Below are 26696 nucleotides of genomic sequence, written 5' to 3'. Positions count from 1 at the left end.
TTCCTGCTCCTATACTTTAGACCACTGCCCCGGCCCAGGGAAACTTTGCCCCCTGAATCACCACTCTCAGGCCTGGACCTGCCGAGCCGAACCGTAGACCAGCAGGAATACAGAAAATGCCGTAACCACCACCGAGGGGCCTGCTGGCGTATCCAGGTGCCAGGACAGGGTCAGGCCGCCGCTGACGGCAATAAATCCAAACAGGATGGCCAGCCCCACCATATGTTCCGGGTTGCCGGCCAGTCGCCGCGCGGTGGCGGCGGGAATGATCAACAGGGCGGTAATCAGCAGTACCCCGACAATCTTCATGGCCACCGCGATCACGATCGAGAACATCAGCATCAATACCAGCCGCAGGCGTTCGACAGGCACGCCCTCAACCCGCGCCAGTTCCTCGTGGATGGTGCTCATTAGCAGGCCACGCCAGAGGGTGGCCAGTAACGCCAGGATCAGCAAGGCCCCGCCGTAGATCCACAGCAGGTCGTTGCGGCTCATGGCGAGGAGATCGCCAAACAGCAGCCCCGTCAGGTCCACCCGGATGTCCGGCATGAAACTGAGTGTGACCAGGCCAATAGCGAGGGCGCTGTGGGCAAGGATTCCCAGCAGGGTATCGGTGGCCAGGGTCTTACTGCGGGAAAACAGTACCAATGCAATGGCCAGCACCACGCAGGTCACGATCACCCCGACGTTGAGAGGAACGCTGATCAGGAAGCTCAGGGCAATGCCGAGCAACGCCGAGTGAGCCAGAGTGTCGCCAAAATAGGCCATGCGCCGCCATACCACGAAGCAACCCAGTGGCCCCGCCACAAGCGCTACTCCAAGCCCGCCGATCAGTGCGCGCCAGAAGAAATCTCCGAGCACGGCATCAATGATGGGCATGGGTGCACTCCCCGTGGGCATCGTCGTGTTCGCCGGAGACCACATCCCCGTGCAGGTCGTGGCTGTGGTTGTGGTGGTGATGGTACACCGCCAGGCTTTCCGCCACCGGGCGGCCGAAGGTTTCAATGAACGCGGGATCGTGGGAAATGTCCGCCGGGTAGCCGCTGCAGCATACGTGCTGGTTCAGACAGATAACCTTGTCGGTGGCCGCCATGACCAGGTGCAGGTCATGGGAAATCATGATCACACCGCAGTTCAGCTCGTCACGCAGGCTCCGGATCAGGTCATAGAGGGCGGCCTGGCCGTTGATGTCCACCCCCTGTGCCGGCTCGTCCAGCACCAGCAGGTCCGGCTTGCGGGCCAGCGCCCGGGCCAGGAGCAGCCGTTGCTTCTCACCACCGGATAGGCGATGGACCGAGGCATTGATCAGGTGCTCCACGCCTGTCTTGGCGAGCGCCTCCTGGCATTCCCGGGGCGAGCGGCCACTGAGCAGCATGAAACGCTTTACGCTGAGTGGCAGCGTGGTTTCCAGGGTCAGGTGCTGGGGTACGTAACCGATGGTGAGCCCCGGGGCCATGGTCAGGGAGCCGCCTGAAACCGATTGGATGCCCAGCACGGCCTTGATCAGCGTGGTTTTGCCGGCGCCATTCGGGCCGATAATGGTGATGATATCCCCCCGCTGCACCCGCAGGTCCACATGGTCCACCACGGGCCGGTTATCAAAACTGACGGTTAACCGGTGGAGTTCTACCAGGGCTTCAGTCATGGGGGGTGTCCGATGTGCAGCCAGGGCAGTAGCCGGACACCTCAATGGTCACATCATCTGGCCGGAACGATTCTTCCGCGGCGGCGGTGTTGACGGCACTGGCAACGCCGGGCGCTGTCAGTTCCAGCACGTTGCTGCAGGAGCGGCAGATCAGGAACATACCGCTGTGGCTTTTCCCCGCGTGGGTACAGCCGATAAACGCATTCAGCGAGGCGATGCGGTGCACCAGCCCATACTGCTGCAGGAAGTCCAGGGCGCGGTAGACGGTGGGTGGCGCGGCGTTGTGGCCGTCCTCCGCCAACACGGCCAGGATGTCGTAGGCGCCAAGCGGTTTATGGGATTGCCAGATAAGCTCCAGTACCCGCTCACGGGTAGGTGTCAGGCGGGCGTTGTGCTGCTGACAGATGGATCTGGCTTCCGTCAGCGCCTGGGCGACGCAAGCATCGTGATTGTGCGGCCGATAGGGAAGAGCGCTGGGTGACATGGGCACTGTCCTGTGAAATTTGCAACATTATAACATTAGCAAAAAACAGTGCCACTGGTGATGGCAAGACAGGATCAATTGACGGCTTAGCGCAGTGCTTCCAGCGCCAGGGATTCCAGGTAACCAAGGTCCGGAATAATGGCAGTTTCACCCTCGACTTCCACCACCATCAGGTCGGCGGGACCGGTTTCGCCGTCAATCTTCTTCACCTGGTCTTCGGTCAGGCGGGTCTGGCTGGGGATGCCCTGTGTGATCAGGGCCATAAAGGGTACCGAGTTATGGTGATCGCCAATGGTGTTCAGAATCACGATCCGACCGCGGTTACCACCCGGCACGGTCAATTTGCCACCGTTGGCGGCATCGTAGGAGATAACCGGCAGGTTCAGTCCACGCCAGTCAAGCTCGCCAACCAGCCATTCCGGTGTATTGGCGGCGGGCTCGGAACTGGCGAAGTCCACCACTTCCGCAATCGAAACGTTGGGTAACAGCAGTTGCTTTCCGCTCATCGGTATCATTACGCAGGGCAGGGTTTGGCTGTTGTCGTTCATCACTTGGTCCTCAGGCGGAATCCCGTTTTTGCCGGCCCTTGAGCAGGCAGGATTCTTCAATCGTTTTGACGAGTTCGCTGGCGAGCTGTTCCGGTGTGCCACGATATACGGAACACCCGGTTGCTGCCACGGAATCGGGCATTGAGCTGTTACCGCAGCTGCCGCTCTCCTGCACCCATATGCGGCTACCATAGGCTTTCAACAGCGGCGCGGCAATGGCGCCGTCGTTGCCCATGCCGGAAAATATAATGGCATGGCAACGGGAGCCGTAATGGTCCCCAATATTCAGCAACACCTGGTCAATGGACGGGCCGTAGGGGCCTGGCCAGGGTGTTTCCCTTTCCTTGAGTGCGCCACTGTCGTCCAGGGTCCATTCGTGCTCGACCGGCATCAGTATCACGTCGCCATTGTGCACGCGATACCCGGTTTCGGCCCGCTTCAGTTTGTAGTGGGCATGGCGACCGAGTACCCGGGTCAGTACGTCGGTAAAATTGTTGTCGATATGCTGGGCATAGACAAACCCCACTGGCAATCCTGGGGGCAGATTGTCCAGGAAGGTTTTGACTGCGGCCGGCCCGCCAAGCGAGGCGCCCAGAATCCAGACTTCTTCAGCCGGCAGATCCGCCGAGGCCGGCGGGATCCAGTGGGGCAGTCTGGGTGATGCCGACGTTCTTGGCTGCTCGTTGGCCAGTTCCTCAATGGCGGCCGCCGAATCCAGCTTTTCAATGTGCCCCAGTGATTGCTCCAGCTTGTCGAGCAATCGGCGCTCCCAGCGAAAGTACTCGGTGGTGCCGGGTTTCGGGGCAGGGTCCAGGCCAAAAAGCACTGGCGCTTCGGTGTTCTCAAGCAGGTGATCAAACAGGACCGGATGGTCGGCCTCGTCTTCCAGGGTAATCAGCCACAGGCAGGCATCGGGAAATTCCGGGTAACCCTGCAGGCGATCGGGGTCGCCTGAAAAGCAAACGTCCAGGCCGAACCTGGACGTAGCTTCCTGCAGCCGATGACGCTGCAGGACGATGTCAGAGACAATACCGACCGCTGGCCGTCCTGGCTGGCCGGTCATCACTGATTCCTGGTCAGCCGCGTGATGGTGTCAAGCAGCTCGGTCTCCTGGAAAGGCTTGCCGAGGTATTCGTTAACACCGATGGCCAGCGCCCGTTCGCGGTGTTTCTCACCGGTACGGGAAGTAATCATGCAGATCGGCGTGTCCCTCAGGTTGTCATCGTGGCGCACAAAGCTCGCGACCTCGAAGCCGTCCATACGGGGCATCTCGATGTCCAGCAGGATAATGTCCGGTTTGTGGTCCTGCAGCTGGGCGACCGCATCCAGACCATCCTTCGCGGTGATCACTTCCATGCCATTACGTTCCAGCAGGCGCGAGGTCACCTTGCGTACCGTAACCGAGTCGTCCACCACCATAACCACAGTGGCCTGCTCCACGCGCCGTGATGCTTCTTTCGCCTTCTCGAGGCTGGCAATGCGTTGGCGCTCGGACAGGATATCGGAACGGATCATCGCTGGCAGGTCGAGGATCACCACCACGTTACCATCACCCAGGATGGTGGCACCGGATACACCCCGTACCGTGCTGAACTGCGGGCCAAGTGACTTGACCACAATTTCGCGGCTGCCCATCAGGCTGTCCACCTGCAGGGCCATGGGTTGTTCGGCACCACGCACCAGGATGACCGGCAGCGGCAGGGCCTGGCCCTGCAGCTTGGGATGGTGGTCACTGTTCAGCAGGCTGCCAAGGTACTGCAGGCGGTACTGCTGGCCGGCGTATTCGTACATCGGTGCCTCGGGCTTGTAGTATTCCTCAAGCTCGTAGGTGCTGACCCGCACGATACCCTCGATGGTGTTCAGCGGGATGGCGTAGAAGTCCTCGCCGGTGGACACCATCAGCGCCCGGTTGACGGATACCGTGAACGGCAGGCGAACGGTAAAGACCGTGCCCTTGCCAACGGTGGAGTCGATGTCCAGGCTGCCGCCGAGCTGTTTGATCTCGCTGGCAACCACGTCCATGCCCACGCCACGGCCGGAAATCTGGGTGACCTGCTGGGCGGTGGAGAAGCCCGGCTGCAGGATGAACTGCAGGATTTCACGCTCGCTCAGGTCCTCGTCGGCCGACATCATGCCCTGGCGGACGGCCTTGTCGCGAATGACCTGGGCGGGAATACCTGCACCATCGTCGATCATTCGCAGCACCACATCACCACCTTCGCGAGTCAGTGACAGGGTCACCTCACCGGTTTCCGGCTTGCCGGCCTTCTTGCGGTCCGAAGGCTTTTCGATGCCATGGTCCAGCGCGTTACGCAGCATGTGCTCCAGCGGTGCGACCATGCGTTCGAGAATGTTGCGGTCCATTTCCCCTTCGGGGTTACGGACATCGAACTCAACCTTCTTGTCGAGCTCGCCGCTGATCTGGCGAACAATTCGGCGCAGTCTGGGCACCATGGAGGCAAACGGAATCATCCGGGTCTTCATCAGACCTTCCTGGAGTTCCGTGTTGATCCGCGACTGCTGTACCAGCAGGGTTTCGGTATCCCTTACCCGGTCGGACAGGGTTTCCCGCAGGTCCGCAAGGTCAGAGGAGGATTCCGTCAGTGCCCGGGAGAGCTGCTGGATGGCGGAATAGCGGTCCATTTCCAGCGGGTCGAAGTCGTCGCCGTAATCCGGGCCGTGTTCTTTCTCGGCGCGGAACAGGATCTGAGTCTCGGTCTCGATTTCCATCCGGCGCAACTGCTCCCGCAGACGCTCGATGGTGGCGGCCATTTCATCCAGGTTGTGGCTGAAGTCGCTGGTTTGTTGCTCCAGGCGGCCACGGGTAATACTGGTTTCACCGGCCAGGTTGACCATCTCGTCCAGCAGTGGCGCGGATACCCGGATGGTTTCCTGGGGTGCACGCTGGGCAGCGGCCGCTTTCGCAGGCGTCTTGGACGGTACCTTGTTAGGCTTGGGAGCAGGCGCTACCGGCTTTTCCGGTTTGGCGGGTGCCTCCGCTGCAGGCTCTGGAGCTTCCGGTGCTTTCGCTTCCGGTTTGACGGGTTGGGGAACCGTACCAGTGTCTTCGAACCGTTTACGGATATCACCCACGAGCGCCACAATCGCATCATGGCCGCTGGTGATGGCCTGCCAGGAGTCGTCGCCCGGGGTGTTGCCACCCAGGTCAATCAGCCGTGTTTCCAGGGCATGGGCCTTGTCTCCAAGCTCGGAAAGCTGCGACAACCGCGCACCGCCCTTGAGAGTGTGCAGGGCACGCTGGGCTTCCTGGTTGAAGTGGTGGTTGGCCGGGTCCTTGCTCCAGTCGTCCAGTAATTGTTCCAACTGGTCCAGAATCTCACCGGCTTCTTCCAGGAAAATTTCCAGAACCTCAGCATCAACGGACTCCCCGCTTGCGGAATCTCCGGCTTCAGCGGCAGGCTTGGCCAGTTCGTCACCGGAAGCCTTATGGGCGTCCTTGAATGCCTCAACCAGTACCTGATCCGCGACTGGCTTGTTGCCGTCTTCAAGGCTGGTGAGCATGCCCCGCAGGGTGCCCTGGGCTTTCTCGCTGAGTTCCAGCAGGATTGACTGGTTGGTGGAACCGGCAATCAACGGATCCAGCGCTTCGGACCAGGCCTCAGCCAGGTCGGCGATGGGGTCAACGTCGGACAGGCGTGCGCCGCCCTTCAGGGTGTGCAGCTCCTGCTGAAGCTGGGTTACGCCCGCCAGCTCTTCCGGATCATCACGCCACTGGGCCAGGCATTCACCAATAGCCTCGTAAATCTCCAGCCCTTCGTCGAGGAAGATACCGACCAGATCGTCTTCGGATGCCTGTGAAATAGCGTCAGTGACGGATGCTGGCTGTTCATCTGTTTCGTCGGAAGTCTCCGAGGTTGCTTCCGGCTCTTCTGCAGGCTCTTCGGGTTCTGCGAAGGGCAGCGGCTTGCCGGAAAGAATGGCCTCAACCTTCTCCACCAGTTCCGTTGCCGGCGGGCAAGGCTTCTGGGTGGCAACCTGTTCAACCATTTGCGCCAACCGGTCGTGACAGGCGAACAGCAGATCGTTCATCTCGTTGCTGGCACTGAGCTGGCCTTCGGCCACTTTCTCGAACAGATCCTCCAGAACATGGGTCAGGTCTCCAATGGCATCGACGCCAGCCATGCGGGCACCGCCTTTGAGGGTATGCACGTCCCGCTGCAACTCTGCCGCCACTTCGCGGTTGGAGGTATCTTCGCTCCAGGTATGCAGGGCGCTGCCGGTGGAGTTGATCAGGTCGTAGGCTTCTTCCAGGAAGATGCCGACCAACTCAGGGTCCATATGGGACAGATCGGTGCCGCGTTCCTCTTCGGGGTTTTCAGCGGTTTCAGGCTCGTCGGTATCATCGTCCTCGTTCAGCTCCGCCAGGGGGATCTCGTCGTCTTCTTCCGGCTCGGCGTCCTGCTGGCTGACGTCCGTTACCGGTCTGGAGCCTGTAGCGCTGTCCATGTAAGCGTGAATTTCGCTGATCAGGTCCGGGGCCGGGCGCGGTTGTTCCTGCTGTTCCAGGGCGTCAACCATGCCGGCCAGGCGGTCATGGCAACGGAACAGGAGGTCGGAGAGTTCTCCGGTAACGGCAAGCCGTTGCTCGGTCAGGCCCTCGAACAGGTTTTCCAATTCGTGGGAAAGGTCACCAACCGCCTCTATATCCGCCAGGCGTGCACCCCCCTTGAGGGTATGCAGGTCCCGCTGCAACAGGCGCAGCAGGTCCAGGTTGCCGGTGTTGTCGCTCCAGCTCTGCAGGGCGTCGGCGGTGCTGTCGATCAGGTCACGGGCTTCCTCAAGGAAAATTTCCGCGAGTTCCTGATCCATGTCCTCGTCGGTCTCCGCCAGAGGGGGCAGCTCGTCACTCTGATCCGACGCTTCTTCTGCGTCTTCCTCCAGGCTGCGGTCAATCTCTTCCAGGTCACCGGTGAATTCCTGCTCGAAGGCATCCGGAACATCGTCTGCCGATTGGCCGGGGGCCAATGCGTCCAGGCTGGCAATCAGGTCATCATTGGCTTCGGTGGCGAGCCCGGCGGCAACCTGATCCATCATGTTAATCAGGTGCTCATGGCCGGCACGGATGGTATCGAAGAAAGGCGTATCGGGTGTGAAATCCGGGTTTGAAGCACGCTCGTAAACCTGCCTCAGGGCACCAGACAGTTCGGCAACGTCAGCCAGCCCGGCTTCTTGGGCGCCGTCGGTGAGAAGCTGCAATTCCTTGCGCAGTGTGTCCAGCGCAGAGGTTTGTTCGGGACTTTCCGCCCACTCGTCGAGAATACGGTCTGCATCCAGAAGGATGTCCAGACCTTCGTTCAGGAACAACTGCACCAGTTGTGGACGGGCGTCGTCTTTTGGTTCGTCGGTACGGTTGCCATCACCACGCAGGGTGGCATTGCTAACCTGTTCCAGCCTTGCCAGGAACGCGTCAGTACCCAGAAGGTCCCCCTGGGGGTTTTCCCGGATCTGGCCGAGTCCCTGGGTCAGGAAGTGACAGGCATCGCCGATCAGGGCGATAACGTCGCGATCGGCACGTTTGTTCTGGCCCCGCGCTTCCTTGACGAAGCGTTCCAGGGGCGTGATTACGGCGGCAATGGGTGCGATACCCGCAGTGTGTGCACTGCCCTTGAGAGTGTGTAGGGCGCGTGACAAGTCGTCAGTGTAGGCAACACTTGCCTTGTCGCCCGCAGCATCCAGGAAGTCCCGCAGGGTTTGCAGGTGGGTTTCGGTTTCGCTCTCAAAGATATCCAGCAGTACCGGATCAACCACGGCGTCTTCTTCGTCTTCCATCTCCGCTGACTCGGCAAGGGTTTCCTGGCCGACTTCGTGCAGTTGGGGCTCGGACGGTGGCATGGTGCTGGTGTCGGGAATTTCCCCATTCGCCAGGGCGACGGCCCGCGCCTCCATCACGGAGGTGTCACGGGATGGTTGCCTTCGATTCTCGAAATCTTCCACCAGTTCTGGCAGGGCAGCAGTGACATCGTCGAGCAAGGCCGCAATGTCATCGTTCATGAAGATGCTGCCGTCGATAACGCGATTCAGCATATTCTCGACCGACCAGGCCAGCTCGCCGACAACCAGGGCACCAACCATACGGCCGCTACCTTTCAGGGTATGGAAGGCGCGCCTGACTTCCGAGAGGGCGGTGCGATCATCGTGCTGACGCAGCAGCATGGGGAGGTATTCGCGGATTGTGTCCAGAACCTCACCGGCTTCCTCAATAAAGATTTCGAGGATTTCGTCGTCGATGAGATCGTCTTCGGCCGTAGACTCCGCGGCGGGCGCCTCTGCTTCAGTCATGTCGAGACTGTCACCAGATTCACCGCTTTCTTCACTCTCGCCACTATCCACATCCGCACTCTCAGCCGCTGGCAGGATATCGCTGTCGGTTTTGCGAGTAGTGGAAAGCGCTTCTGCACGTTCAATCAACCCTGCGACTTCACCATCGGACTGGCCGTCGCGGAAGTCATTGATCAGCGACGGAAGCCGGCTGTTGACGTCGTCAATCAGGCTGAACATCTCATCAGTGGGCCGAAGGGTCTGGTCGATTACCCGGTTCAGCAGGTTTTCCACGGACCAGGCCAGCTCGCCAATACTGGTGGCGCCCACCAGCCGGCCACTGCCTTTAAGGGTGTGGAACGCACGGCGCACTTCAGTCAACGCTTCGCGGTCGTCATGATGCTGGCGCAGGCGCGGGTAGAATTCGTTGATGGTTCCCAGGACTTCTTCGGCTTCCTCGATAAAGATGCCGAGGATTTCGTCATCCAGTAATTCCTCGTCAGAGCCCTTGGAATCGGCTTTCGCTGATTCAACAGGCACTTCGGCGTCGATAACCGGTACTTCGTCGGCCGACGGGTGTTGCCAGGTAGGCTCTTGGCCAACCGGGAAACCAAGGGAGTTGAGGCTGGCCTCGGCAACGCCAAGCACGCTGTCGTTGTCACTGATGCCCTCGGCCAGGCGCTCCAGGTAGTACTCGATGCTGGTGATGGCATCGGCCAGGGTGTCCAGCTGTTTCCAGTCAGGAACCTGCTTGCCGCCCAGTAACACATCGGTGATGTAGCGCTCGGCCGAATCGAGCATGTCGGCCACCCGGTCCAGCGGGATCAGGCTGAGGCCGCCGCGGATGCTGTGTAACAGGCCGGGCACATGTTCAATTTCACCGGTTTCCCACTGGGAGGCGATGAAATTGACGATGGCGGTTTTCACCTGCTCAAGGGTATTGCGGGACTCGCGCAGCAGGGCGCTGCTGGCTTCACCCAGCTCGTGGGAGCCAAGGTTGACCGTCTGCTGGTCGTCACCGGAGCGGTGGGATTCTGACTGTCGGTCGCTGTCGAGCCCGGCAAGGCTGGCCTCGACATAGAGCAGGGCACCGGCGATGTCCATCAGGGTGCCATCGTCTACCGCATCAGACTGGGCGGAGAGCTTCTCCACCAACTCGATCTGTTCGGTAATGACCTTACGGGGAATGCCCAGGCCCAGCACCGCCAGGGTATTGGCCACCTGGCGCAGGCCCGGAAGCAGCTCTTCCAGTTCGTCGTTTTGGCGCAGCTCGGAGCGTACAAAGAGGTCCAACTGGTCCTTGAGCTTGGCAAGCTCTTCATTCAGGGCGTTGACCACCGAGTGGATGGCGTCACGGCCGGGGCCGGAGACCCGGCTCTTGGCGGCGTCGACATCATCGTCGGAGGGCAGGGCCTGTTCGAGCCGGTAACTGTCACGCAGTTCCTGTACGCGGGGGGTATCCAGCTCCCGTGCGCGGGCGACGTAGTAGAGCAGGTGCTTCAGCAGTGCTTCAGGGACTGCCTGTTGCAGAATATCCACGTGTTCGTCGGTCAGGCGACGGATTTCGGCATCCAGTTCCCGCAGCAGGGATTTTACCGCAGCATTCACCGGGTTCGCGTGTTGCTGAAGGGTCTCCACAAAGGCACCGGCGGCTTTCCAGAGTTCACCACGGGGTGTTTTCTGGCACAGACGGATGAGCCGCTGGATGACCTTCTGCATGTAGTCGAAATGGGCGTCCAGATCGGCCTCGCGAACCACGCCGGCGAGGGCGAACTGATACATCTGTCGCAGCTTGCGGATATGTCCGAGAACCTTCGGATCCTGCAGGCGTTGAGAGACGTTGGGCGCGGCCGTTGCCTTTGAGGGCGACAGGTCCGGCTTGAACAGCGATGTATCGGACAGCAGTGATTCGCCCCGCGCGGCCCGGAGATCGTTCAGCAATGGCAGCAGCACCATCGGGAAATCGTCCTTGCTGCTGGCCAGATGCTCCAGGTATTGAGGCAGCTGCAGAATGGCCTGCATCAGAACTTCGACCGCATCGTCCACACTGGCGACGGTTTCGTTCAGGACGGCCTGGGTGAGCTTCTCCATTTCCTCGGTCAGCAGGGCTGCGCCGTAAAGCTCAACCATCTGCAGGGTACCGTGAACCTGGTGGAGATAGTTCAGGCAGAAGCGCAGGCGCGCGGTGTCGTCACGATTCTCGACATACGCTTCCAGTGCTTGCTGACCCTGGGTCAGCGTGTCCTGTATTTCGCCCCGAACCCAGTCCAGGGCGATGCTGTCATGGTGATTGCCCATAACCACTCCGGTTATTCTTCGTCAGTCTGGCGTTTGATCCACGCCAGCACATGTTCCGAGGGTACCCTCTGTAAGCCAGGGGGCTGCCAATCGGTCAGTTCTCCCTGGCCCAGGACCAGCAACCCCCCGGGCGCCAACCGCTCTGCAAGCCTTTTTACGATTTCCCGCCGGCGCCAGCGCCGGAAATAAATCAGCAGATTCTGGCAGAAGATAATGTTCATTCCGTGCATGGGAGCGTGTTTCAGGTCCAGCACATTCAGCCTTGTGAAACACACCCGCTCCCGGATGCTTTTTACAATTTCAACGTTGTTCCGCTCTGCCGGCCTGAAGTACCTGGCCTTCATGGTGTCGTCCATTCCCATCAGCTTGCGGGCACTGAACAGGCCGGACTGGCCCTTGTCGATGGCCGGTTTGCTGATGTCGGACCCGGTGACGCCAAACAGCGGCTGCAGCGACAATCCCTCCATGCACTCGTTCAGCAACATGGCCAGCGTGTAGGGCTCCTCGCCGGTTGAGCAACCCACACTCCAGGCCTCCAGGGGGCGCCGTTTCAGCGTCTCGCGGGGCCGGGTAAGCACATAGTCAGACACCAGCCGGAAGGCATCCGGATCCCGGAAGAACCGGGTTTCCTGAACCGTCAGCCGGTCCACCAGGGTGGACCATTCAACCACCGCGTCCGGGCCCGATACGATTTTCTCGTAGTAGGCCTGATAGCTGCTGCAACCGATCTCCCGCATGCGGATCCCGAGGTTGGTTTCGAGAAACGACTTGCGGCCGGAAGACAGGGTAATGCCGGTGCGGTGCTCAAGCAGTGTCTGCCACTGGTTGAACTGCGCCTCATCCATGTCGGGAAGTCGACGCAGTGACCAGATGCCTTCGGCAGGTGACAGATGGTTATGTGTTTCAGCCATAAACTGTCAGCAGCCTCGGAGCAATGATTAGCTCACCACCGGAACGTCGCTGTCTTCCTCTTCTTCCTGATCGGTCGACTCTTCCTCGGGCAGCGTGAAGCCTGCCACGGAGGACCGCAGTTCAGACGCCATTTCTGCCAGGTTACCGATAGACTTCGCGGTTGCGTTGGTACCGGAGGAAGTCTGCGAGGTGATTTCCTGGATGACGTTCATGGTGTTGGAAATGTGGGCCGCAGACGACGACTGCTGACGGGCGGCGTTGGAGATGTTCTGGATCAGTTCCGCCAGAGACATGGATACGTTCTCGATTTCCTCGAGCGCGATACCCGCGTCCTGGGCCAGACGAGCACCACGGACCACCTCGGCGGTGGTGTGTTCCATGGAGATAACCGCTTCGTTGGTGTCGGACTGGATCGTCTTAACCAGCGCTTCAATCTGCTTGGTTGCCGCGGAGGAACGTTCCGCCAGGCGCTGAACCTCGTCCGCAACCACCGCGAAACCCCGGCCTGCGTCACCGGCCATGGAGGCCTGGATTGCCGCGTTCAGGGACAGGATGTTGGTTTGGTCAGCAATGTCGTTGATCAGCGATACGATGTCGCCGATTTCCTGGGAAGACTCACCCAGACGCTTGATCCGCTTGGACGTTTCCTGGATCTGTTCACGGATGTTGTCCATGCCACGGATGGTGTTCTGTACCACTTCCGCGCCTTTCTTCGCGATCGCAACCGACCGCTCCGCAACCGCAGAGGATTCAGCCGCGTTCGAGGATACCTGGTCGATGGATACCGCCATCTCGTTAACCGCCGCGGAGGCGCCGGCAATTTCCTGGGCCTGGTGCTCGGAAGCGTCGGCAAGGTGCATGGCCGTGGCCTGGGTTTCCTGGGCAGCTGACGCTACCCGTACCGCCGTACCACGAATCGCCTGTACCAATCCGCGCATCTGGTCGATCGCGTAGTTGATGGAGTCGGCGATGGCGCCGGTAAAGTCCTCGGTGACCGTGGCCTCCGTTGTCAGGTCACCATCCGCCAGGTCAGCCAGTTCGTCCAGCAGTCGCAGGATTGCGTTCTGGTTCTGTTCGTTCTGCTCCTGGGTCGTCGCCAGACGCTCCTGGGCTTCGCGGTAGAGCACCACACCGATCATCACAACGATACCGACCATGGCGGCCAGTATGATGAATGCCAGGGTGGGGCTTACAAAGCGGGATCCGGCCTGGCCGGTAAATTTCTCGGAAAGAACCGAAAGTTCGTCCAGCAGAACCTGTGAGTTCTGGAAGATATCACTGGCTGCAGTACGTACCTTGAAGAGGTCGGGAGAGGCTTCAAGGATGGCGTCTACGTTCTGGGAGACGAATTCGAACAGTTCACCGACGGCTTCCAGGCCGTAGATTGCGTCTTCATCGTTGACCTGGGAGATGCCCATGGCCGGATTGCCGTTCACCTGGCCGTCGAGAACCCGGCCGAACAGGCTGGCGTCACGGCCGAACCGGTCGGCGGCAATAACCGCGTCTTCGTCACCGGACAGTACGTTGTTGACAGAGCGAACAATCCGCTCCGCCAGCAGCGACTGGCGCTGTGCCAGTGCGATCTGCTCCGCCGGAGCGTTGTTATCCAGCAGGATCTGAACGATGTCGTCGTATTCCACCTGCAGTTGCGGGATGGTTTCGTTCAGGGTCCGGGCCACTTCGTGGAGGCCGAGTACCGCGTCCTGTGTGGACAGAATGCTGTCGGCATTGTCACGAACGGATTCCCAGGTTTCCTGTACGTTGCTTTCCTGGGCAATTTCACTCGGCGGCAGGCCGGTTTCCGGATTACCATCAACCAAGTAGCCCCAGAGCCGTTCGAACTCGTCCCGGGAGCGCCGCAGAGCGTCGAACGCTGACGCGGTGCCACCAGCGGCTTCCGTCGCGTTTTTCGCGATTTCCTGTGACAGCACCCGCAACTCGGCAGAGTGGGCGATGTATTCCTGATCGTTCTGGCTGTCTCTGTTGATAATGAACAGCACTGCAACGAGCAGGACGGTCAATGCGATCAGTGCGGCGATCAGGCCGGCAACCAGTTTGTTGCCTCCCTGTCCCATACCGAGTCTTCCGGCTCTATTCTTCATTTTCTGGCTCCCGGCCTCTTCATAATATTGGCAAGTTTGTTTCTGCGGGCGTTGGGCAGGCGGGAAGGTGTTCCTGCCGACGTCACCACCCTTACCATTGCGCTACATCCAGGAAGCGTTCGTCGCCAAGCAACTCGGCGGCGGAAAACACTTTCCAGACTTCCTCGTTACGCTCGTAACCGCCATTCACAAACGGCTGAACGCTTGCAGGCACATCCTGTGGCGATGCCACGAAGCTGTCCACTGCGAAATACTGCATGCCTGACACACTGTCCACCACCAGGCCGCTGAACACGTCACCCTGTTCAACAACCAGTACCCGGCGTTCGCGCGGGCTGCGTGAAGAGCGGGGAACTTCAAAAAAACCGGCCAGGTCAACCAGTGGCAGGAGGCGGCCCCGTACGTTGGCGGCACCCATCATGAACTGATGAACCCCCGGTATATGGGTATAGCGGGGGACATGGAGGATTTCAGTGACTTCACCCATCGGCGCCACATAGCGCTCACCCGCCAGAACAAAGCCGATCCCATTCCAGAGTTCGACGGCTTCCTGTTGTTCCGGCAGACCGGCAGCCATGGCGCGGCTGCGTCGGGCGATATCCGTCAGAACGGCAAAGGGGGCGGCCTGGGCGGACATGCTTACTCCACGGTTGGGGATCAGGCAATCAGGCTATTGATTGTTTTGATCAGGTCATCTTCAACAACGGGTTTCACGAGATAACCCTTTGCACCCTGACGGGTGCCCCATACGCGGTCCGTTTCCTGATCCTTGGTAGTCACGATAACAACCGGGATGGAGGCGGTTTCCGGGGCTCGGGTCAGTTGGCGGGTTGCCTGGAAGCCATTCAGGCCCGGCATGACCACGTCCATCAGGACCAGATCCGGAGTTTCGGCACGTGCCTTGGCAACGCCATCGGCACCGTTGTCGGCAGTCAGCACTTCGTGCTTGTGCTTTTCCAGAATGGTCGAGATTTTCTTAACCTCGGTCGGAGAATCATCAACAATCAGAATGCGGGCCATGGTGTCCTCTATAGTTCTTTGCTTCAGCAGGTTTATTGTTCCGCCTGGGGAACGTACTGGCGAATCGTGTTTAGAAGCTCGTCCTTGCTGAACGGTTTGGTCAGGTACTGGTCTGATCCGACGATCCGGCCTTTGGCCTTGTCGAACAGTCCGTCTTTGCTGGAGAGCATGATGACCGGCGTCTTTTTGAAAGAGGAATTGTTCTTGATCAGTGCGCAGGTCTGATAGCCGTCCAGCCGGGGCATCATGATATCGACGAAAATGATATTGGGCTGGGAGTCGGCAATTTTCGCCAGAGCGTCAAAGCCATCCGTTGCGGTGATTACTTCGCAACCGACTTTCTTAAGAAGGGTCTCGGCGGTGCGACGAATGGTCTTGCTGTCGTCGATCACCATAATCTTCAGATTCTCGAAGTTGTCATCCATTGTCCAACTGCCTTGCGCTCTGCGACTGTCGTTATTTTCAACCGGGGTTTTTAACACAAACGTTAACGTTGTTCTATAAATCCCGCTCATTTATAGAGTATTGGGGGCCGGATAAAAAGTATAACTTTGTGACCAAATGTACTTCTGCCCGGAAAGTCACGTAATTGATACGGGATTTCTCCGGATGCATTCGCGGCTCGGGTACAATACCATCTGTGATCACAGCATAGCACTTATTCCCGGCATCGCTCTGCAGACCGGTTCGTGTTTTCAACCTTTTACCTGACGAGGCAATATGACAGTCCGACTCGGAATTGTGATGGACCCCATCGAAAAGATCCATTTTAAAAAAGACAGTTCACTGGCGATGCTGCTGGCTGCTCAGAAGCGGGGCTGGGAAATTGAGTACATGGAGCTGCCGGACCTGTACCTGAAAGGCGGACAGGCGAGGGCACGAACCCGTGATCTGACAGTGCATATGGACCCGCAAGACTGGTTCAGCTTCGGCGGTGCGCAGGACCGGGCGCTGGGGGATCTGGACGTTATACTGATGCGCCAGGACCCGCCGGTGGACCGCGAGTTCCTGATGGCGACATTCATACTTGAAATCGCGGAACAACAGGGGGCCCTGGTGGTCAACCCGGCGTCGACCCTGCGCGACTGTAACGAAAAGCTGTTCGCTGCCCAGTTCGAGGACTGCACACCGCCATTGATTGTCACCCGTTCCGCCCAGCGGCTGAAGGAATTCTACGCCGAGCACGGCGACGTCATCATGAAACCGGTGGACGGAATGGGCGGGCGTTCTATCTTCCGGGTCAAGGAAAACGACGACAATCTAGGGGTAATCATTGAAACCCTGACCAACAATGGCACCCATCAGGCCATGGCGCAGAAGTACATTCCCGAGATCAAGCAGGGCGACAAGCGTATCCTGCTGATCGAGGGCGAGCCGGTTCCGTACGCGCTTGCACGCATCCCCTCTCAGGGAGAAAATCGGGGTAACCTCGCCGCCGGAGGCAGGGGTGAAGGCCGTGAACTGACGGCACGCGACCGCGAGATCTGTGATCGCGTTGCGCCGGTGATCAAGGAAAAGGGGCTCATTTTTGTCGGTATCGACGTGATTGGTGACTATCTCACCGAAATCAACGTGACCAGCCCCACCTGTATCCGGGAACTTGATGCCGCTTTTGGAATCGATATTTCCAGCCAGTTGATGGATGCCATTGAGCGCCGTCTGAAATAATGGTCCCCAACTGGGTCTAACCGAAGGTATACAGTAGGAATGGCAGTTCAGGTCAGCGATTTCGATCGGTTTTCGTTCACACTCTTCATGGCGCTGGCGCTCCACGCCATCGTTGTGCTGGGTATCACATTCGCGCCGGAGCCCCCGCGTTCCTCGGCTCAAACCATGGAAATCACGCTCTCCCAGTTTGATGACGAGACCGATCCGGAAGAAGCGGACTTTCTCGCCCAGACCAGCCAGAAAGGGAGCGGCACCGAAGAGAAAGCGGTGGAAATGACTTCACCGCAGCCCTCGGAGATCAGCCAGCAGGAGATTGCCGAGGTTCAGCCGGAACCGCCATCGCGGGTTGAACCCAAGCAACAGCAAGAGCAGCCGGTGGTGCAGACACAGGCTAAAAGTGAACGCCAGGCGTCGAAGCCTGATGCCACTGAACCGGAAACCAATGAGCCGTTGCCGGTGAAGGAAAAGAAAAGCCTGATGGAGCGCAGCCTGGAGATCGCCAGCCTGGAGGCAAGGTTCGACCAGCAGCGTCGGGCATACGCCAAGAAACCCCGGGTGATGCGTGTTACCGCGGCCTCGACCCTGAAATCGACCAACGCCTGGTATGTTCAGAACTGGGTCAGCAGGGTAACCCGCGTGGGGAATATCAACTACCCGACCGAAGCCAGGCGCGCGGGAATCTATGGCACCTTGCGGATGCTGGTTTCCCTGCAGAAGGATGGCACAATCAAGGAACTGGCTATACTCGAATCATCCGGGAGTACCGTGCTTGATGATGCCGCAATACGCATCGTGAGGATGGCGGCGCCCTTCGCGCCCTTCCCGGACGACATGCGCGAGAACGTTGACGAACTGGAAATTATTCGCACCTGGGTATTCGAACGGCGGGGGCTGACATCAGGATGACAGCATCAAAGTACTCTCCACACAGCTTGCGACACCAGTTTCTGGTGGCGTCTCCCTATTTGCAGGATCCGCGTTTCCAGGGCGCAGTGATTTACCTGTGCGAGCACTCCGATGACGGTGCCCTGGGACTGACAGTGAACCATCCCCTGGATATCCACCTGGGAGAAATACTCGAGCAACTGGACATGGAGGGCGGTGAGCTGGACGTGCCGGTATACGGTGGTGGCCCGGTGCAGCCCGAACGCGGCTTTGTACTGCACTCCCCGGATGCGGGTTGGCAGAATACCGCGAAAGTGTCTGATGACGTCCTGTTGACCACGTCCCGGGATGTACTGTCCGACATAGGTGCCGGCAAGGGACCGGGGAACTACCTGGTGTGCCTGGGCTATGCCGGCTGGAGCGAAGGGCAACTGGAGGACGAACTGGCGAGTAACGCCTGGCTGACCTGCCCCGCCAGCGCCGACATCCTGTTTCGAACCCCCTGGGAAGACAGGTACAAGGCAGTACTGAATCTGATTGGCATCGATCTTAACCAGCTCAGCGAGTTTGTTGGCCATGCCTGAGGCCGGGAACCGCCGGGTCATGGCCTTTGATTTCGGCACCCGGCGAATCGGTGTTGCCAGTGGCCAGGAACTGCTGGGTACCGGCAAGCCGCTGGCCATGCTGCCGGCCCGGAATGGCGTGCCGGACTGGGGCCAGATCGGCCACCTGCTGGAGGAATGGAAGCCCGACCGGGTGCTGGTGGGTTTGCCCCTGAACATGGATGACACCGAGAACGACATGTGTGCCCGGGCTCGCAAATTTGGCAAACGTTTACACGGCCGCTTTCACGTAGAGGTGGAGATGGTGGATGAACGGCTGACCAGTTTTGAGGCCAAAGGCGACGTAATGGCCGCCGGTGGCAGCCGTGACTTTGGCCGCGATGGCGTTGATGATCGCGCCGCCGTACTGATTCTGGAAACCTGGTTTCATCAGCAGGAATCCCGTTCTGCCTGACCGGGCTCAGGCTGTTGTATGTGAGGACTGAAATGACTGCATTGCTTGATATGGACCGGCTCCTGGACGACCTGGAGGCAGGCCTGCGGAAGAAACTGGAAGAGCGGGGCGTGACTTCCCCGGCGCTGATTGGCATCCGCACCGGTGGTGTCTGGCTTGCAGACGTGATGAGCAAGCGCCTGGGTCTGCAGGAACCCTGGGGCGAGCTGGATATCTCGTTTTATCGGGACGATTTCAGCCGTATCGGCCTGAACCCGAAAGTGAAACCCTCCAGCCTGCCCTTCAGCACCGAAGACCGGGATATTATCCTGATCGATGACGTGATCATGAGTGGCCGCACCATCCGCGCGGCAATGAACGAAATTTTCGATTATGGCCGGCCGGCGAGTATCATTCTTGCCACCCTGGTGGACCTGGGCGCGCGGGAACTGCCGGTGCAGCCGGATGTCACCGGCCGGGTACTGGCGCTGCAGTCCCACCAGCGCGTGAAATTACGCGGGCCAGACCCGCTGCACATAGAACTTCAGGAAACGGGCAAGTAATCAGCGAACGCATAACACCAACAGGCGACCCATGACGGCAAACGACCCTTCCTCGACATCCCTGCAGCTGACCGCCGATGGCCAGCTACGCCATTTCCTGACCCTGGACGGTCTGAACCGGGCGCTGCTGACCGAAATTCTCGACACCGCGGATTCCTTTATTGAAGTCGGCGAACGCAGCATCAAGAAGGTACCGTTACTGCGGGGCCGGACCGTGGTTAACCTGTTCTTCGAATCCAGCACCCGCACACGCAGCACCTTTGAACTGGCGGCCAAGCGCCTGTCGGCGGACGTGCTCAACCTGGACATCAACACTTCCGCCACCTCCAAGGGCGAGTCCCTGTCTGACACCCTGCTGAACCTTGAGGCCATGGCCAGCGACATGTTCGTGGTGCGTCATTCCCAGAGCGGCGCGCCCCACTTCATTGCCGAAAGCGTGACCCCGGGCGTGGCCATTATCAACGCCGGCGACGGCCGCCACGCTCATCCCACCCAGGCCATGTTGGATATGCTTACCATTCGCCAGCACAAGGGGCGTTTCGAGGGCCTGAAGGTGGCGATCGTCGGGGATGTGCTGCACTCGCGGGTAGCTCGTTCCCAGATACGGGCCCTGAACGAACTGGGTGCCGTCGAAGTGCGCGTGATTGCCCCCGCTACCCTTTTGCCAAGGGACGTGGAAAGCCTGGGTTGCACCGTGGAATATGACATGGCACGGGGTATGAAAGATCTGGACGTGGTGATCATGCTGCGGCTGCAGAAAGAACGTATGGAAGGGGCGTTGCTGCCCAGTGAACGGGAATTCTACCGGCTCTACGGGCTGAACCGGGAGAAGCTGGCCCTGGCCAATCCTGAATGTATTGTGATGCACCCCGGCCCCATCAACCGTGGGGTGGAAATAGAGTCGGCGGTGGCTGATGGGCCGCAGTCGGTGATCCTGAACCAGGTTACCAACGGCATTGCCATTCGCATGGCGGTGATGTCCATGGCCATGGGTGGCCAGATGGCGGAGCGAAGTCGCAGGCAGGAAGGGAGGGCCCAGGCATGAGCAGTCTGAAAATTACCGGTGGCCGCCTGGCTCATACCGACACGGAAACCACGATCCTGGTCCGGGACGGCCATATTGCCGCCCTTGGTGAAACTGCCGCGCAACAGTCCGCTGATAACCAGTTTGATGCTACCGGCTGCCTCCTGTCGCCAGGGTTTGTGGACCTGTGCTGCAACCTGCGGGAGCCGGGTAACGGCCAGAAAGGCAATATTGCCTCGGAAAGCCTGGCCGCGGCCCATGGCGGATTCACCACCCTGTGCGCTTCGCCGGACACCTCGCCGGTGAACGATTCCGGGGCGGTCACTAACCTGATCCTGGATGTGGCCGAAAATCGCGCGGCCGTGCGGGTACTGCCCGTGGGCGCCATCACCCGTGGCCTGGAGGGCGACCTGCTCAGTGATATGGCGGGCCTGGCCGGTGCGGGCTGTATTGCCCTGGGCAACGGTGCCCGCCCGGTGAAGAATGCCAGGGTATTACGCCGCTGCATGGCCTACGCCCAGACCTTTGGCCTGACCGTGATGTTCAGCCCTGAAAACCAGGCCCTGGCAGCTGACGGTTATGCCCACGATGGCCTGGTGGCCTCCAGGCTGGGGCTTCTGGGTATCCCGGAAGTGGCGGAAACCGCCGCAGTGATGGAAATTCTGCTGCTGGCGGAAGAAACCGGCGTTCGCCTGCACCTGGGCCAATTGTCCTGTGCCCGCAGCGTGGAAATGCTGGCCGATGCCCGCAAGCGCGGTATTGCGGTGACCGCCGATGTGGCCATGCACCAGTTGATGTTCACCGAAGACGCGCTGTCCGGTTTCGACAGCCGTTATCATGTGAGGCCGCCGCTACGGTCGGAAAAGGACCGCCAGGCCCTGCTGGCCGGGGTGCGCGATGGCATAATCGACGCCATAACCAGCCAGCACCAGCCCCACGACTCCGCTGCCAAGCAGGCACCACTGGCGGCCACCGAACCGGGCCTGTCCACCATTGAGTGCACCCTGTCCATGGGGCTGCTTCTGGTCGAGCGTGGCGAGCTGGATATCGCAAGCCTGATACAGGCGCTAACCCGTGGCCCGGCCGCCGTGATTGGTCGTTCCGCCGAGCTTCGGGAAGGCGCGGTTGCGGACCTGTGTGTGTTCGACCCAAAATCCACCTGGACACCAGGCGACACCACACTCTGTTCCGTCGGGCGTCACATACCCCTGCCAGGTAAGGACCTCCCGGGAGTGATTCGCCTCACCCTGTGCGACGGGCAACAAGCCTGGCCCCGCAATAACCTGTAGCGCCAACCTTCATATCGTCTCCGTGGCGGCAAAGTGTGGCAGAGGTTGCGGAACCTCTGTCGAGCCCGTCACAGTTCCTTACCTTTTTGCTCCAGAGCCCTTGAAGGCAGGCACCTGTGCCAACGTATTCTTGTCAGGGCCGGCCTAACCTCGGCGAAGGAATGCGGTGACCTGCGCACATACGGATGTGCCGTCGCCCAACAATAATAATTCAGGAGTCATCCCCGTGAAATCATTCAACCTCCCGCGAAAGGCCACTGCGGTTGCTGCCCTGTGTGCCAGTCTTGCGTTGTCGCCGTTCGTACAGGCGGAATCGGACATCATGGAGCGAAGCTTCTGTGTGTTTGACCCGGTCGGAGCCAACGGCCCATTGTTCGCCATCACCAAAACGTTCCGGCCGGTAGCCCTCAAAGAAGGCATCAAGCTGGACCTGCGCGCCTACACTGACGAAAAGGTCGCGGCCGAAGACTTCAAAGCCGGCCAATGCGACGCAGTGCTGCTTACCGGCACCCGTGCCCGCGAGTTCAACAAGTTCACCGGTACCCTGGAAGCCATGGGCGCCGTGCCCGGTGAAGAGGAAATGCGGTTGCTGTACAACACCCTCAGCCAGGAGAAGGCGCGCCCGTTCCTGATTGACGGCGACTACGAAGTGGCCGGCGTGTTCCCCGGCGGCGCGGTGTATCTCCATACCCGGGACCGGGCCATTGATTCAGTGGAAGAACTGCAGGGCAAGCGCATTGCCACCCTGGACTTCGACACCGCGTCGGTACGCATGGTGCGCCACGTGGGCGCTTCCGTGGTGGGCTCCAATTCCGCCAACTTCGCTGGCAAATTCAACAACGGCAGTGTCGACCTGGCCTACGCCCCTGCAGTTGCCTATTCCCCCCTGGAGCTCTACAAGGGCGTCACTCCCAATGGAGGTGTGTTCAAGTACGCGCTTGCCTACATGAATTTCCAGGTGATTATCCACCGCGACCGCTTCCCGGATGATGCCGGCCAAATGGTGCGTGACCAGGCCATCAAGCGCATTGATGAGGCCTACGACATCATCGCCGAAGCAGAAGCCGGTATTCCCGATGATGTGTGGATGCATCCGCCACAGGAAGACGTGGCCGAGTACGACAAAATGTTGCGCAAGGTGCGGTTATCGCTGCTGGAGGACGGGGTGTACGACGAACGCGCGATCAGCCTGATGAAGGCGATCCGCTGCCGGGTGGATGGTTCCCGTTCCGAGTGCGCTTCCTGAGCCGATGGCATCAGGGGGCCGGGGCGGCCCCCGTTTGTTGCTTTAGCGGATTGAGTCTTTCAGCGCCTTGCCTGCCTTGAAGCCGACAGTCTTGCTGGCGGGTATCCGGATGGTGGCACCGGTTTGGGGGTTGCGGCCATCGCGTGCTTCACGGCTGCGGATGTTGAAAGTGCCGAAACCGATCAGGGTGGTGTCTTCACCCCGGGCGGCGGCTGCAGAGATCTGGTCGGTGACAGCGGTGATGACTTCACCGGCCTTGTCCCGGGTCAGTCCGGTTTTTTCTGCAACAGCGGCAGCAAGTTCAGGTTTGCGCATCGGGTACTCCTTGTTGTCGTTTTTGGTTAGTGGCCGGCGGGTGCGACACCGTCGGCTGATCAAATCTATAGCGGTTTGCGAGCCAATGTGCAAACCGGTAAGCAGAATGCATTTGCCCCGCCGTTGCCATTTGCGGGACGGGTCTCATAAAAACAGGGAGTTGTCGGCGATAATGCCGTTTCGGTTACAAAGCGTAACAAATTGTGAGTGCGGCTTCGCTCCGGTTCTGAACAAGAGCTCCAAACAACAAAAACGCAGAAAAGCAGAAGGTACGAAGTTATGACGCGTATTCAGAAACCCGCCAGTCAGATCCTCCGTGGTGTGATGACGGCGATGTTCGCCAGCGTGATGTTGAGCGGCTGTGGTGTCGTCAACAACATGATCTACAAAACCACCGGTGATGTAATGCAGGGCTTTTCCCGCAATCACACCGTGCCTTACCTGCTGGAAAGTGACGACCTGGCCATGGGTTGTGCCATGGCCGAGGCTATCGCGCCCCTGTTGATGTCCTTCGGCCGTGTAACCAGTGAGCCAGACCAACTGGCGGTGATGCTTTACCTGTCAGCCGGTGGCTGTGCCGAGGAGCAGGCTCGTGAACACGAACTGGCTGGTCTGGGCGCCCTGCGTGCCATGGATGCCGAAGAGGCGGAAGATGCCATGATCCGTCAGAAACGCGCGTTGTCACTGGCCGCCAAGCGCTATCACCAGGGCTGGAAGCACCACAATGCCTTCTACGGCAACCCCGATGAGAGTGAGTGCCCCGACTTCGACGACGATCTGGGTGAGTTCATCTACATGGCCGGCCTGCTGTCTGGCCTGCAGGCGCTGAATGCCGAGATCCAGTCCACCTCCTCCATCGGCGTTCCCAAGAACATTGGCTCCACGGTCGCCCGCGCCACCAGTTGCCTGGAGAACGATAAGTGGTGGGGTGCACCCATGGCGCTGCGCGCAACCGTATGGGCGATGATTCCCGGCGCCCTGCCGGACGGCGAAGACCCCTTCGAGCGCCTGGAGATTGCCGACGAGCAGGGTGAGGACGCCGGCGTAAGGATCAGCCACGTGTTCCATGCCATCGCGGCCCAGAACAAGGGCGACGAGGAGCGCCTGCGTTCAGTGATACGCAGCCATGCGCAAGCCATTGAGGAAACGCCGGCCAACGAGGAGTGGAAGTTTGTCGACGCCATGGCCACCCAGATGATCCTGGCCATCTCCGATCGTCTGTGGATGGAAAATACCGGGCACCGAACGCCCATGGGCCAACTGGGAACCTTCTGGGATGACGAGAAGGAAGCGGTAGAAACCATGGATCTGGACGATCTGCTGTAAATCAACATTCCCAGAGTGAACTGTTATGTCCCAGGGTGGTTTTCGCCGTAGTGGCCTGGAGTGGTTATCCTCTCTGCCGGCCTGCCTGCTCCTGCTGGCGGTGGTGTTGTTCTCCACCAGCAGTGATATCCATAATCAGATGCTGCGCGGGGGCGAGCAACTGTGGAGTGGCTACTACAAGCTAAGGGCAGATCCGGTACAACCAACCTGTGACCCGAACGTGGATATCGAGGCCGCCGTCCAGGAAGAGTTGGCGAAAGAGGGCGCGGATAACCCCATGGCGGCGTTACTGGGCGAAGCCGAGAAAGACCCGGCCGAGGTTCGCCTGGCCATCGAGCGCTCAGTGGCCGACTGTCGCCAGAGCTACCAGAGTTACGAAAACCTCAAGGACAAACTTACCCCGGGGGTGAAAGCTTACCGCACGGTGGAGCTGTTCGTGGCGGATCTGATTGCCTTTGGCCTTGAATCCCAGCGCTACATCCTGGTGATCCTGGTCATGCTGTGCGCGGTGACAGCTACCCTGACCCGCCACCATATTGCCATGCGCGCCATGGAAACCCGCCTGGACTACACCGTCTCCCACACCCTGCAGACCGTAGCCAACGCCATGTTGCTGGGCTCCAGCGTGATTTTCCGCCAGTCCAGTTTCGGCTCCGACACCACCATGTCGTCCGAGGAGCTGTTGCTCCATAACCTGTGGATCATCGGCTTTGCGGCGCTCACACTCACCAGTCTCTACCGGTTGGTGCGGGTGCCGGACGATCTGCGGGAGGGCGGGGACTTGAACAAGGCGTTCCTGGCGGTGCCCCTCTACACGGTGATGTGCCTGATTTCGGGCACTTACTTTGCCTTGATTGGCCATGCTTCGGGAATTGGTATTTACCTGGGCAAGATGATGGAACTGTCGGATATGTTCCTCAACGTGGGCCTGTATGTGTGGGTGGGCATGATGCTGAAGCAGACCCGCCTGGCGACCCTGGTGTTCAACGTGTTCAGGCCCTGGCGGATGCCGCCGGAACTGCTGGCCGTAGTGGCGGTGCTGGTGGCTGCAGTGCCCACGGCCTACACCGGGGCTTCCGGTATTTTCGTTATAGCCGCCGGTGCGGTTATCTACAGTGAATTGCGCGCCGCTGGTGCCCGTCGCCACCTTGCGCTGGCGGCAACCGCCATGTCTGGTTCCCTGGGTGTGGTCTTGCGGCCCTGCCTGCTGGTGGTGGTCATCGCCTACCTGAACCGGGAAGTCACCACTGACGAGCTGTTTGGCTGGGGTATCTGGGTATTCGTGCTGACAGCGACCATGTTTACCGTCGTGGCCCTGACTGTTAACCGTCAGAGCAGGTTCGACCTGGCGCCGGTATCCGCAGCCTTCCCGCCGATGATGTCGGCGTTGAAGCACCTGATCCCCTACGTGTTGGTTATCACAGCAGTGGTGTTGCTGTATCGCTTTGCGCTGGATGTGAAAATGGACGAGTTCTCGGCCCCCCGGCTGCTGCCGGTGATCATGCTGGCCATCCTGCTGTATGAGCACATCAGCCTGAAGAACCGCAAGGGTCGGGCCAGTGGTGAGGTCAATCATCAGGGCCTGGAGCGTAGTCTGCGTTCCGCCACCAATGACACCACCGCTGAAATTGGCGCGCTGCTATTGCTGCTGGGGCTGTCCGTCAGTATCGGCGGTGTGATTGAGCGCTCCCAGATCATGGCGACCTTCCCCCAGGCGTTCGACAGTGCCTGGTCCGCCATGCTGCTGATGGTGGTGATACTGGTCATCCTGGGGATGATTATGGACGCCTTCGGCGCGGTTATCCTGGTGACCGCCACAGTGGCGACCATTGCCTACAGTAGCGGTATACACCCGATTCACTTCTGGATGGTGACCCTGGTGGCTTTCGAGCTGGGCTACCTGAGCCCACCGGTTGCCCTGAACCACCTGTTGACGCGGCAAGTGGTCGGAGAGGCGGAAGTACTGGCTGCGCAACAGGAAGAAGGCAGCTTCTACCAGCGCCACGAGCGTATCATAATGCCGCTGATAACCATGGGCATTTCACTGGTGTTGGTGGCGTTTGTACCCCTGCTGTTCTACGCCTGAGCCGGGGTGA

The 26696-nt window shown here is 59.8% G+C and carries 22 protein-coding genes; 10 read left to right on the top strand and 12 right to left on the bottom strand.

Going from position 1 to position 26696, the window contains the following annotated elements:
* Nucleotides 1-66 precede the first annotated feature (66 nt).
* The 11 genes from znuB to pilG all read right to left on the bottom strand — a co-directional run bounded on the left by znuB (nt 67) and on the right by pilG (nt 15713).
* Nucleotides 67-879 carry a zinc ABC transporter permease subunit ZnuB gene (znuB, locus tag NLU14_RS16175; RefSeq protein ID WP_275708396.1) on the bottom strand — a complete coding sequence of 271 codons (813 nt, stop codon included), beginning with the start codon at nt 877-879 and terminating at the stop codon, nt 67-69.
* Nucleotides 866-1645 carry a zinc ABC transporter ATP-binding protein ZnuC gene (znuC, locus tag NLU14_RS16170; protein WP_275708394.1) on the bottom strand — a complete coding sequence of 260 codons (780 nt, stop codon included), beginning with the start codon at nt 1643-1645 and terminating at the stop codon, nt 866-868. The genes znuB and znuC overlap by 14 nt, the downstream gene beginning before the upstream one ends.
* Nucleotides 1638-2129 (bottom strand): Fur family transcriptional regulator, encoded by a 492-nt coding sequence (locus NLU14_RS16165; RefSeq protein WP_275708392.1) that lies wholly within the window; start codon nt 2127-2129, stop codon nt 1638-1640. The genes znuC and NLU14_RS16165 overlap by 8 nt, the downstream gene beginning before the upstream one ends.
* 86 nt (nt 2130-2215) lie before the next feature.
* Nucleotides 2216-2677 (bottom strand): chemotaxis protein CheW, encoded by a 462-nt coding sequence (locus NLU14_RS16160; RefSeq protein WP_275708391.1) that lies wholly within the window; start codon nt 2675-2677, stop codon nt 2216-2218.
* Between the two features lie 10 nt (nt 2678-2687).
* A complete protein-coding gene (locus NLU14_RS16155) occupies nt 2688-3740 on the bottom strand; it encodes a chemotaxis protein CheB (protein ID WP_275708389.1) in 1053 nt (350 codons plus the stop codon).
* Nucleotides 3740-11254: an Hpt domain-containing protein gene (locus tag NLU14_RS16150; RefSeq protein WP_275708387.1), complete on the bottom strand. Its 7515-nt coding sequence runs from the start codon at nt 11252-11254 to the stop codon at nt 3740-3742. The genes NLU14_RS16155 and NLU14_RS16150 overlap by 1 nt, the downstream gene beginning before the upstream one ends.
* An 11-nt stretch (nt 11255-11265) precedes the next feature.
* Nucleotides 11266-12165, bottom strand: coding sequence for a CheR family methyltransferase (locus NLU14_RS16145; RefSeq protein WP_275708384.1), 900 nt, complete (start codon nt 12163-12165; stop codon nt 11266-11268).
* Between the two features lie 27 nt (nt 12166-12192).
* A complete protein-coding gene (locus NLU14_RS16140) occupies nt 12193-14268 on the bottom strand; it encodes a methyl-accepting chemotaxis protein (protein WP_275708381.1) in 2076 nt (691 codons plus the stop codon).
* 91 nt (nt 14269-14359) lie between these two features.
* Nucleotides 14360-14905 (bottom strand): chemotaxis protein CheW, encoded by a 546-nt coding sequence (locus NLU14_RS16135; protein ID WP_275708378.1) that lies wholly within the window; start codon nt 14903-14905, stop codon nt 14360-14362.
* Nucleotides 14906-14925: 20 nt separating this feature from the next.
* Nucleotides 14926-15288, bottom strand: coding sequence for a twitching motility response regulator PilH (gene pilH, locus NLU14_RS16130; RefSeq protein WP_007154227.1), 363 nt, complete (start codon nt 15286-15288; stop codon nt 14926-14928).
* A gap of 32 nt (nt 15289-15320) precedes the next feature.
* Nucleotides 15321-15713: a twitching motility response regulator PilG gene (gene pilG / locus NLU14_RS16125; RefSeq protein ID WP_007154228.1), complete on the bottom strand. Its 393-nt coding sequence runs from the start codon at nt 15711-15713 to the stop codon at nt 15321-15323.
* A 295-nt stretch (nt 15714-16008) separates the two neighbouring features.
* Between pilG and gshB the strand changes: the two genes are divergently transcribed.
* The 8 genes from gshB (at nt 16009) to NLU14_RS16085 (ending at nt 22959) form a co-directional block, all read left to right on the top strand.
* Nucleotides 16009-16956 (top strand): glutathione synthase, encoded by a 948-nt coding sequence (gene gshB, locus NLU14_RS16120; RefSeq protein ID WP_275708375.1) that lies wholly within the window; start codon nt 16009-16011, stop codon nt 16954-16956.
* A 39-nt stretch (nt 16957-16995) separates the two neighbouring features.
* Nucleotides 16996-17862: an energy transducer TonB gene (locus NLU14_RS16115; RefSeq protein WP_275708372.1), complete on the top strand. Its 867-nt coding sequence runs from the start codon at nt 16996-16998 to the stop codon at nt 17860-17862.
* Nucleotides 17859-18425 carry a YqgE/AlgH family protein gene (locus NLU14_RS16110; protein ID WP_275708370.1) on the top strand — a complete coding sequence of 189 codons (567 nt, stop codon included), beginning with the start codon at nt 17859-17861 and terminating at the stop codon, nt 18423-18425. The genes NLU14_RS16115 and NLU14_RS16110 overlap by 4 nt, the downstream gene beginning before the upstream one ends.
* Nucleotides 18418-18858, top strand: coding sequence for a Holliday junction resolvase RuvX (ruvX, locus tag NLU14_RS16105; protein WP_275708368.1), 441 nt, complete (start codon nt 18418-18420; stop codon nt 18856-18858). The genes NLU14_RS16110 and ruvX overlap by 8 nt, the downstream gene beginning before the upstream one ends.
* A gap of 32 nt (nt 18859-18890) precedes the next feature.
* Nucleotides 18891-19400 (top strand): bifunctional pyr operon transcriptional regulator/uracil phosphoribosyltransferase PyrR, encoded by a 510-nt coding sequence (pyrR, locus tag NLU14_RS16100; RefSeq protein ID WP_275708366.1) that lies wholly within the window; start codon nt 18891-18893, stop codon nt 19398-19400.
* Between the two features lie 31 nt (nt 19401-19431).
* Nucleotides 19432-20445, top strand: a complete 1014-nt coding sequence (locus tag NLU14_RS16095) for an aspartate carbamoyltransferase catalytic subunit (RefSeq protein ID WP_275708364.1) — start codon at nt 19432-19434, stop codon at nt 20443-20445.
* Complete coding sequence (locus tag NLU14_RS16090; RefSeq protein WP_275708362.1) at nt 20442-21713, top strand: dihydroorotase; 1272 nt, start codon at nt 20442-20444, stop codon at nt 21711-21713. Before NLU14_RS16095 ends, NLU14_RS16090 begins: the two co-directional genes overlap by 4 nt.
* 322 nt (nt 21714-22035) lie before the next feature.
* Nucleotides 22036-22959 carry a putative solute-binding protein gene (locus NLU14_RS16085; RefSeq protein ID WP_275708567.1) on the top strand — a complete coding sequence of 308 codons (924 nt, stop codon included), beginning with the start codon at nt 22036-22038 and terminating at the stop codon, nt 22957-22959.
* A gap of 42 nt (nt 22960-23001) precedes the next feature.
* On the opposite strand, the gene NLU14_RS16080 is transcribed toward NLU14_RS16085, so the two are convergent.
* The gene (locus tag NLU14_RS16080; protein ID WP_275708360.1) at nt 23002-23274 is read right to left on the bottom strand and encodes an HU family DNA-binding protein; all 273 of its coding nucleotides are present in this window, start codon (nt 23272-23274) and stop codon (nt 23002-23004) included.
* A gap of 279 nt (nt 23275-23553) precedes the next feature.
* Between NLU14_RS16080 and NLU14_RS16075 the strand changes: the two genes are divergently transcribed.
* Together NLU14_RS16075 and NLU14_RS16070 are read left to right on the top strand one after the other, a co-directional pair.
* Nucleotides 23554-24600, top strand: a complete 1047-nt coding sequence (locus NLU14_RS16075; protein ID WP_275708359.1) for a hypothetical protein — start codon at nt 23554-23556, stop codon at nt 24598-24600.
* A gap of 25 nt (nt 24601-24625) precedes the next feature.
* Nucleotides 24626-26686, top strand: a complete 2061-nt coding sequence (locus NLU14_RS16070) for a TRAP transporter large permease subunit (protein ID WP_275708357.1) — start codon at nt 24626-24628, stop codon at nt 26684-26686.
* Nucleotides 26687-26696: the final 10 nt, after the last annotated feature.

The organism is Marinobacter iranensis (assembly GCF_029207565.1).
Taxonomy (GTDB): Bacteria; Pseudomonadota; Gammaproteobacteria; order Pseudomonadales; family Oleiphilaceae; genus Marinobacter; species Marinobacter iranensis.
The sequence above is the reverse complement of the archived record's forward strand: the minus strand, read 5'-3'. Positions and strand labels throughout refer to the sequence as shown.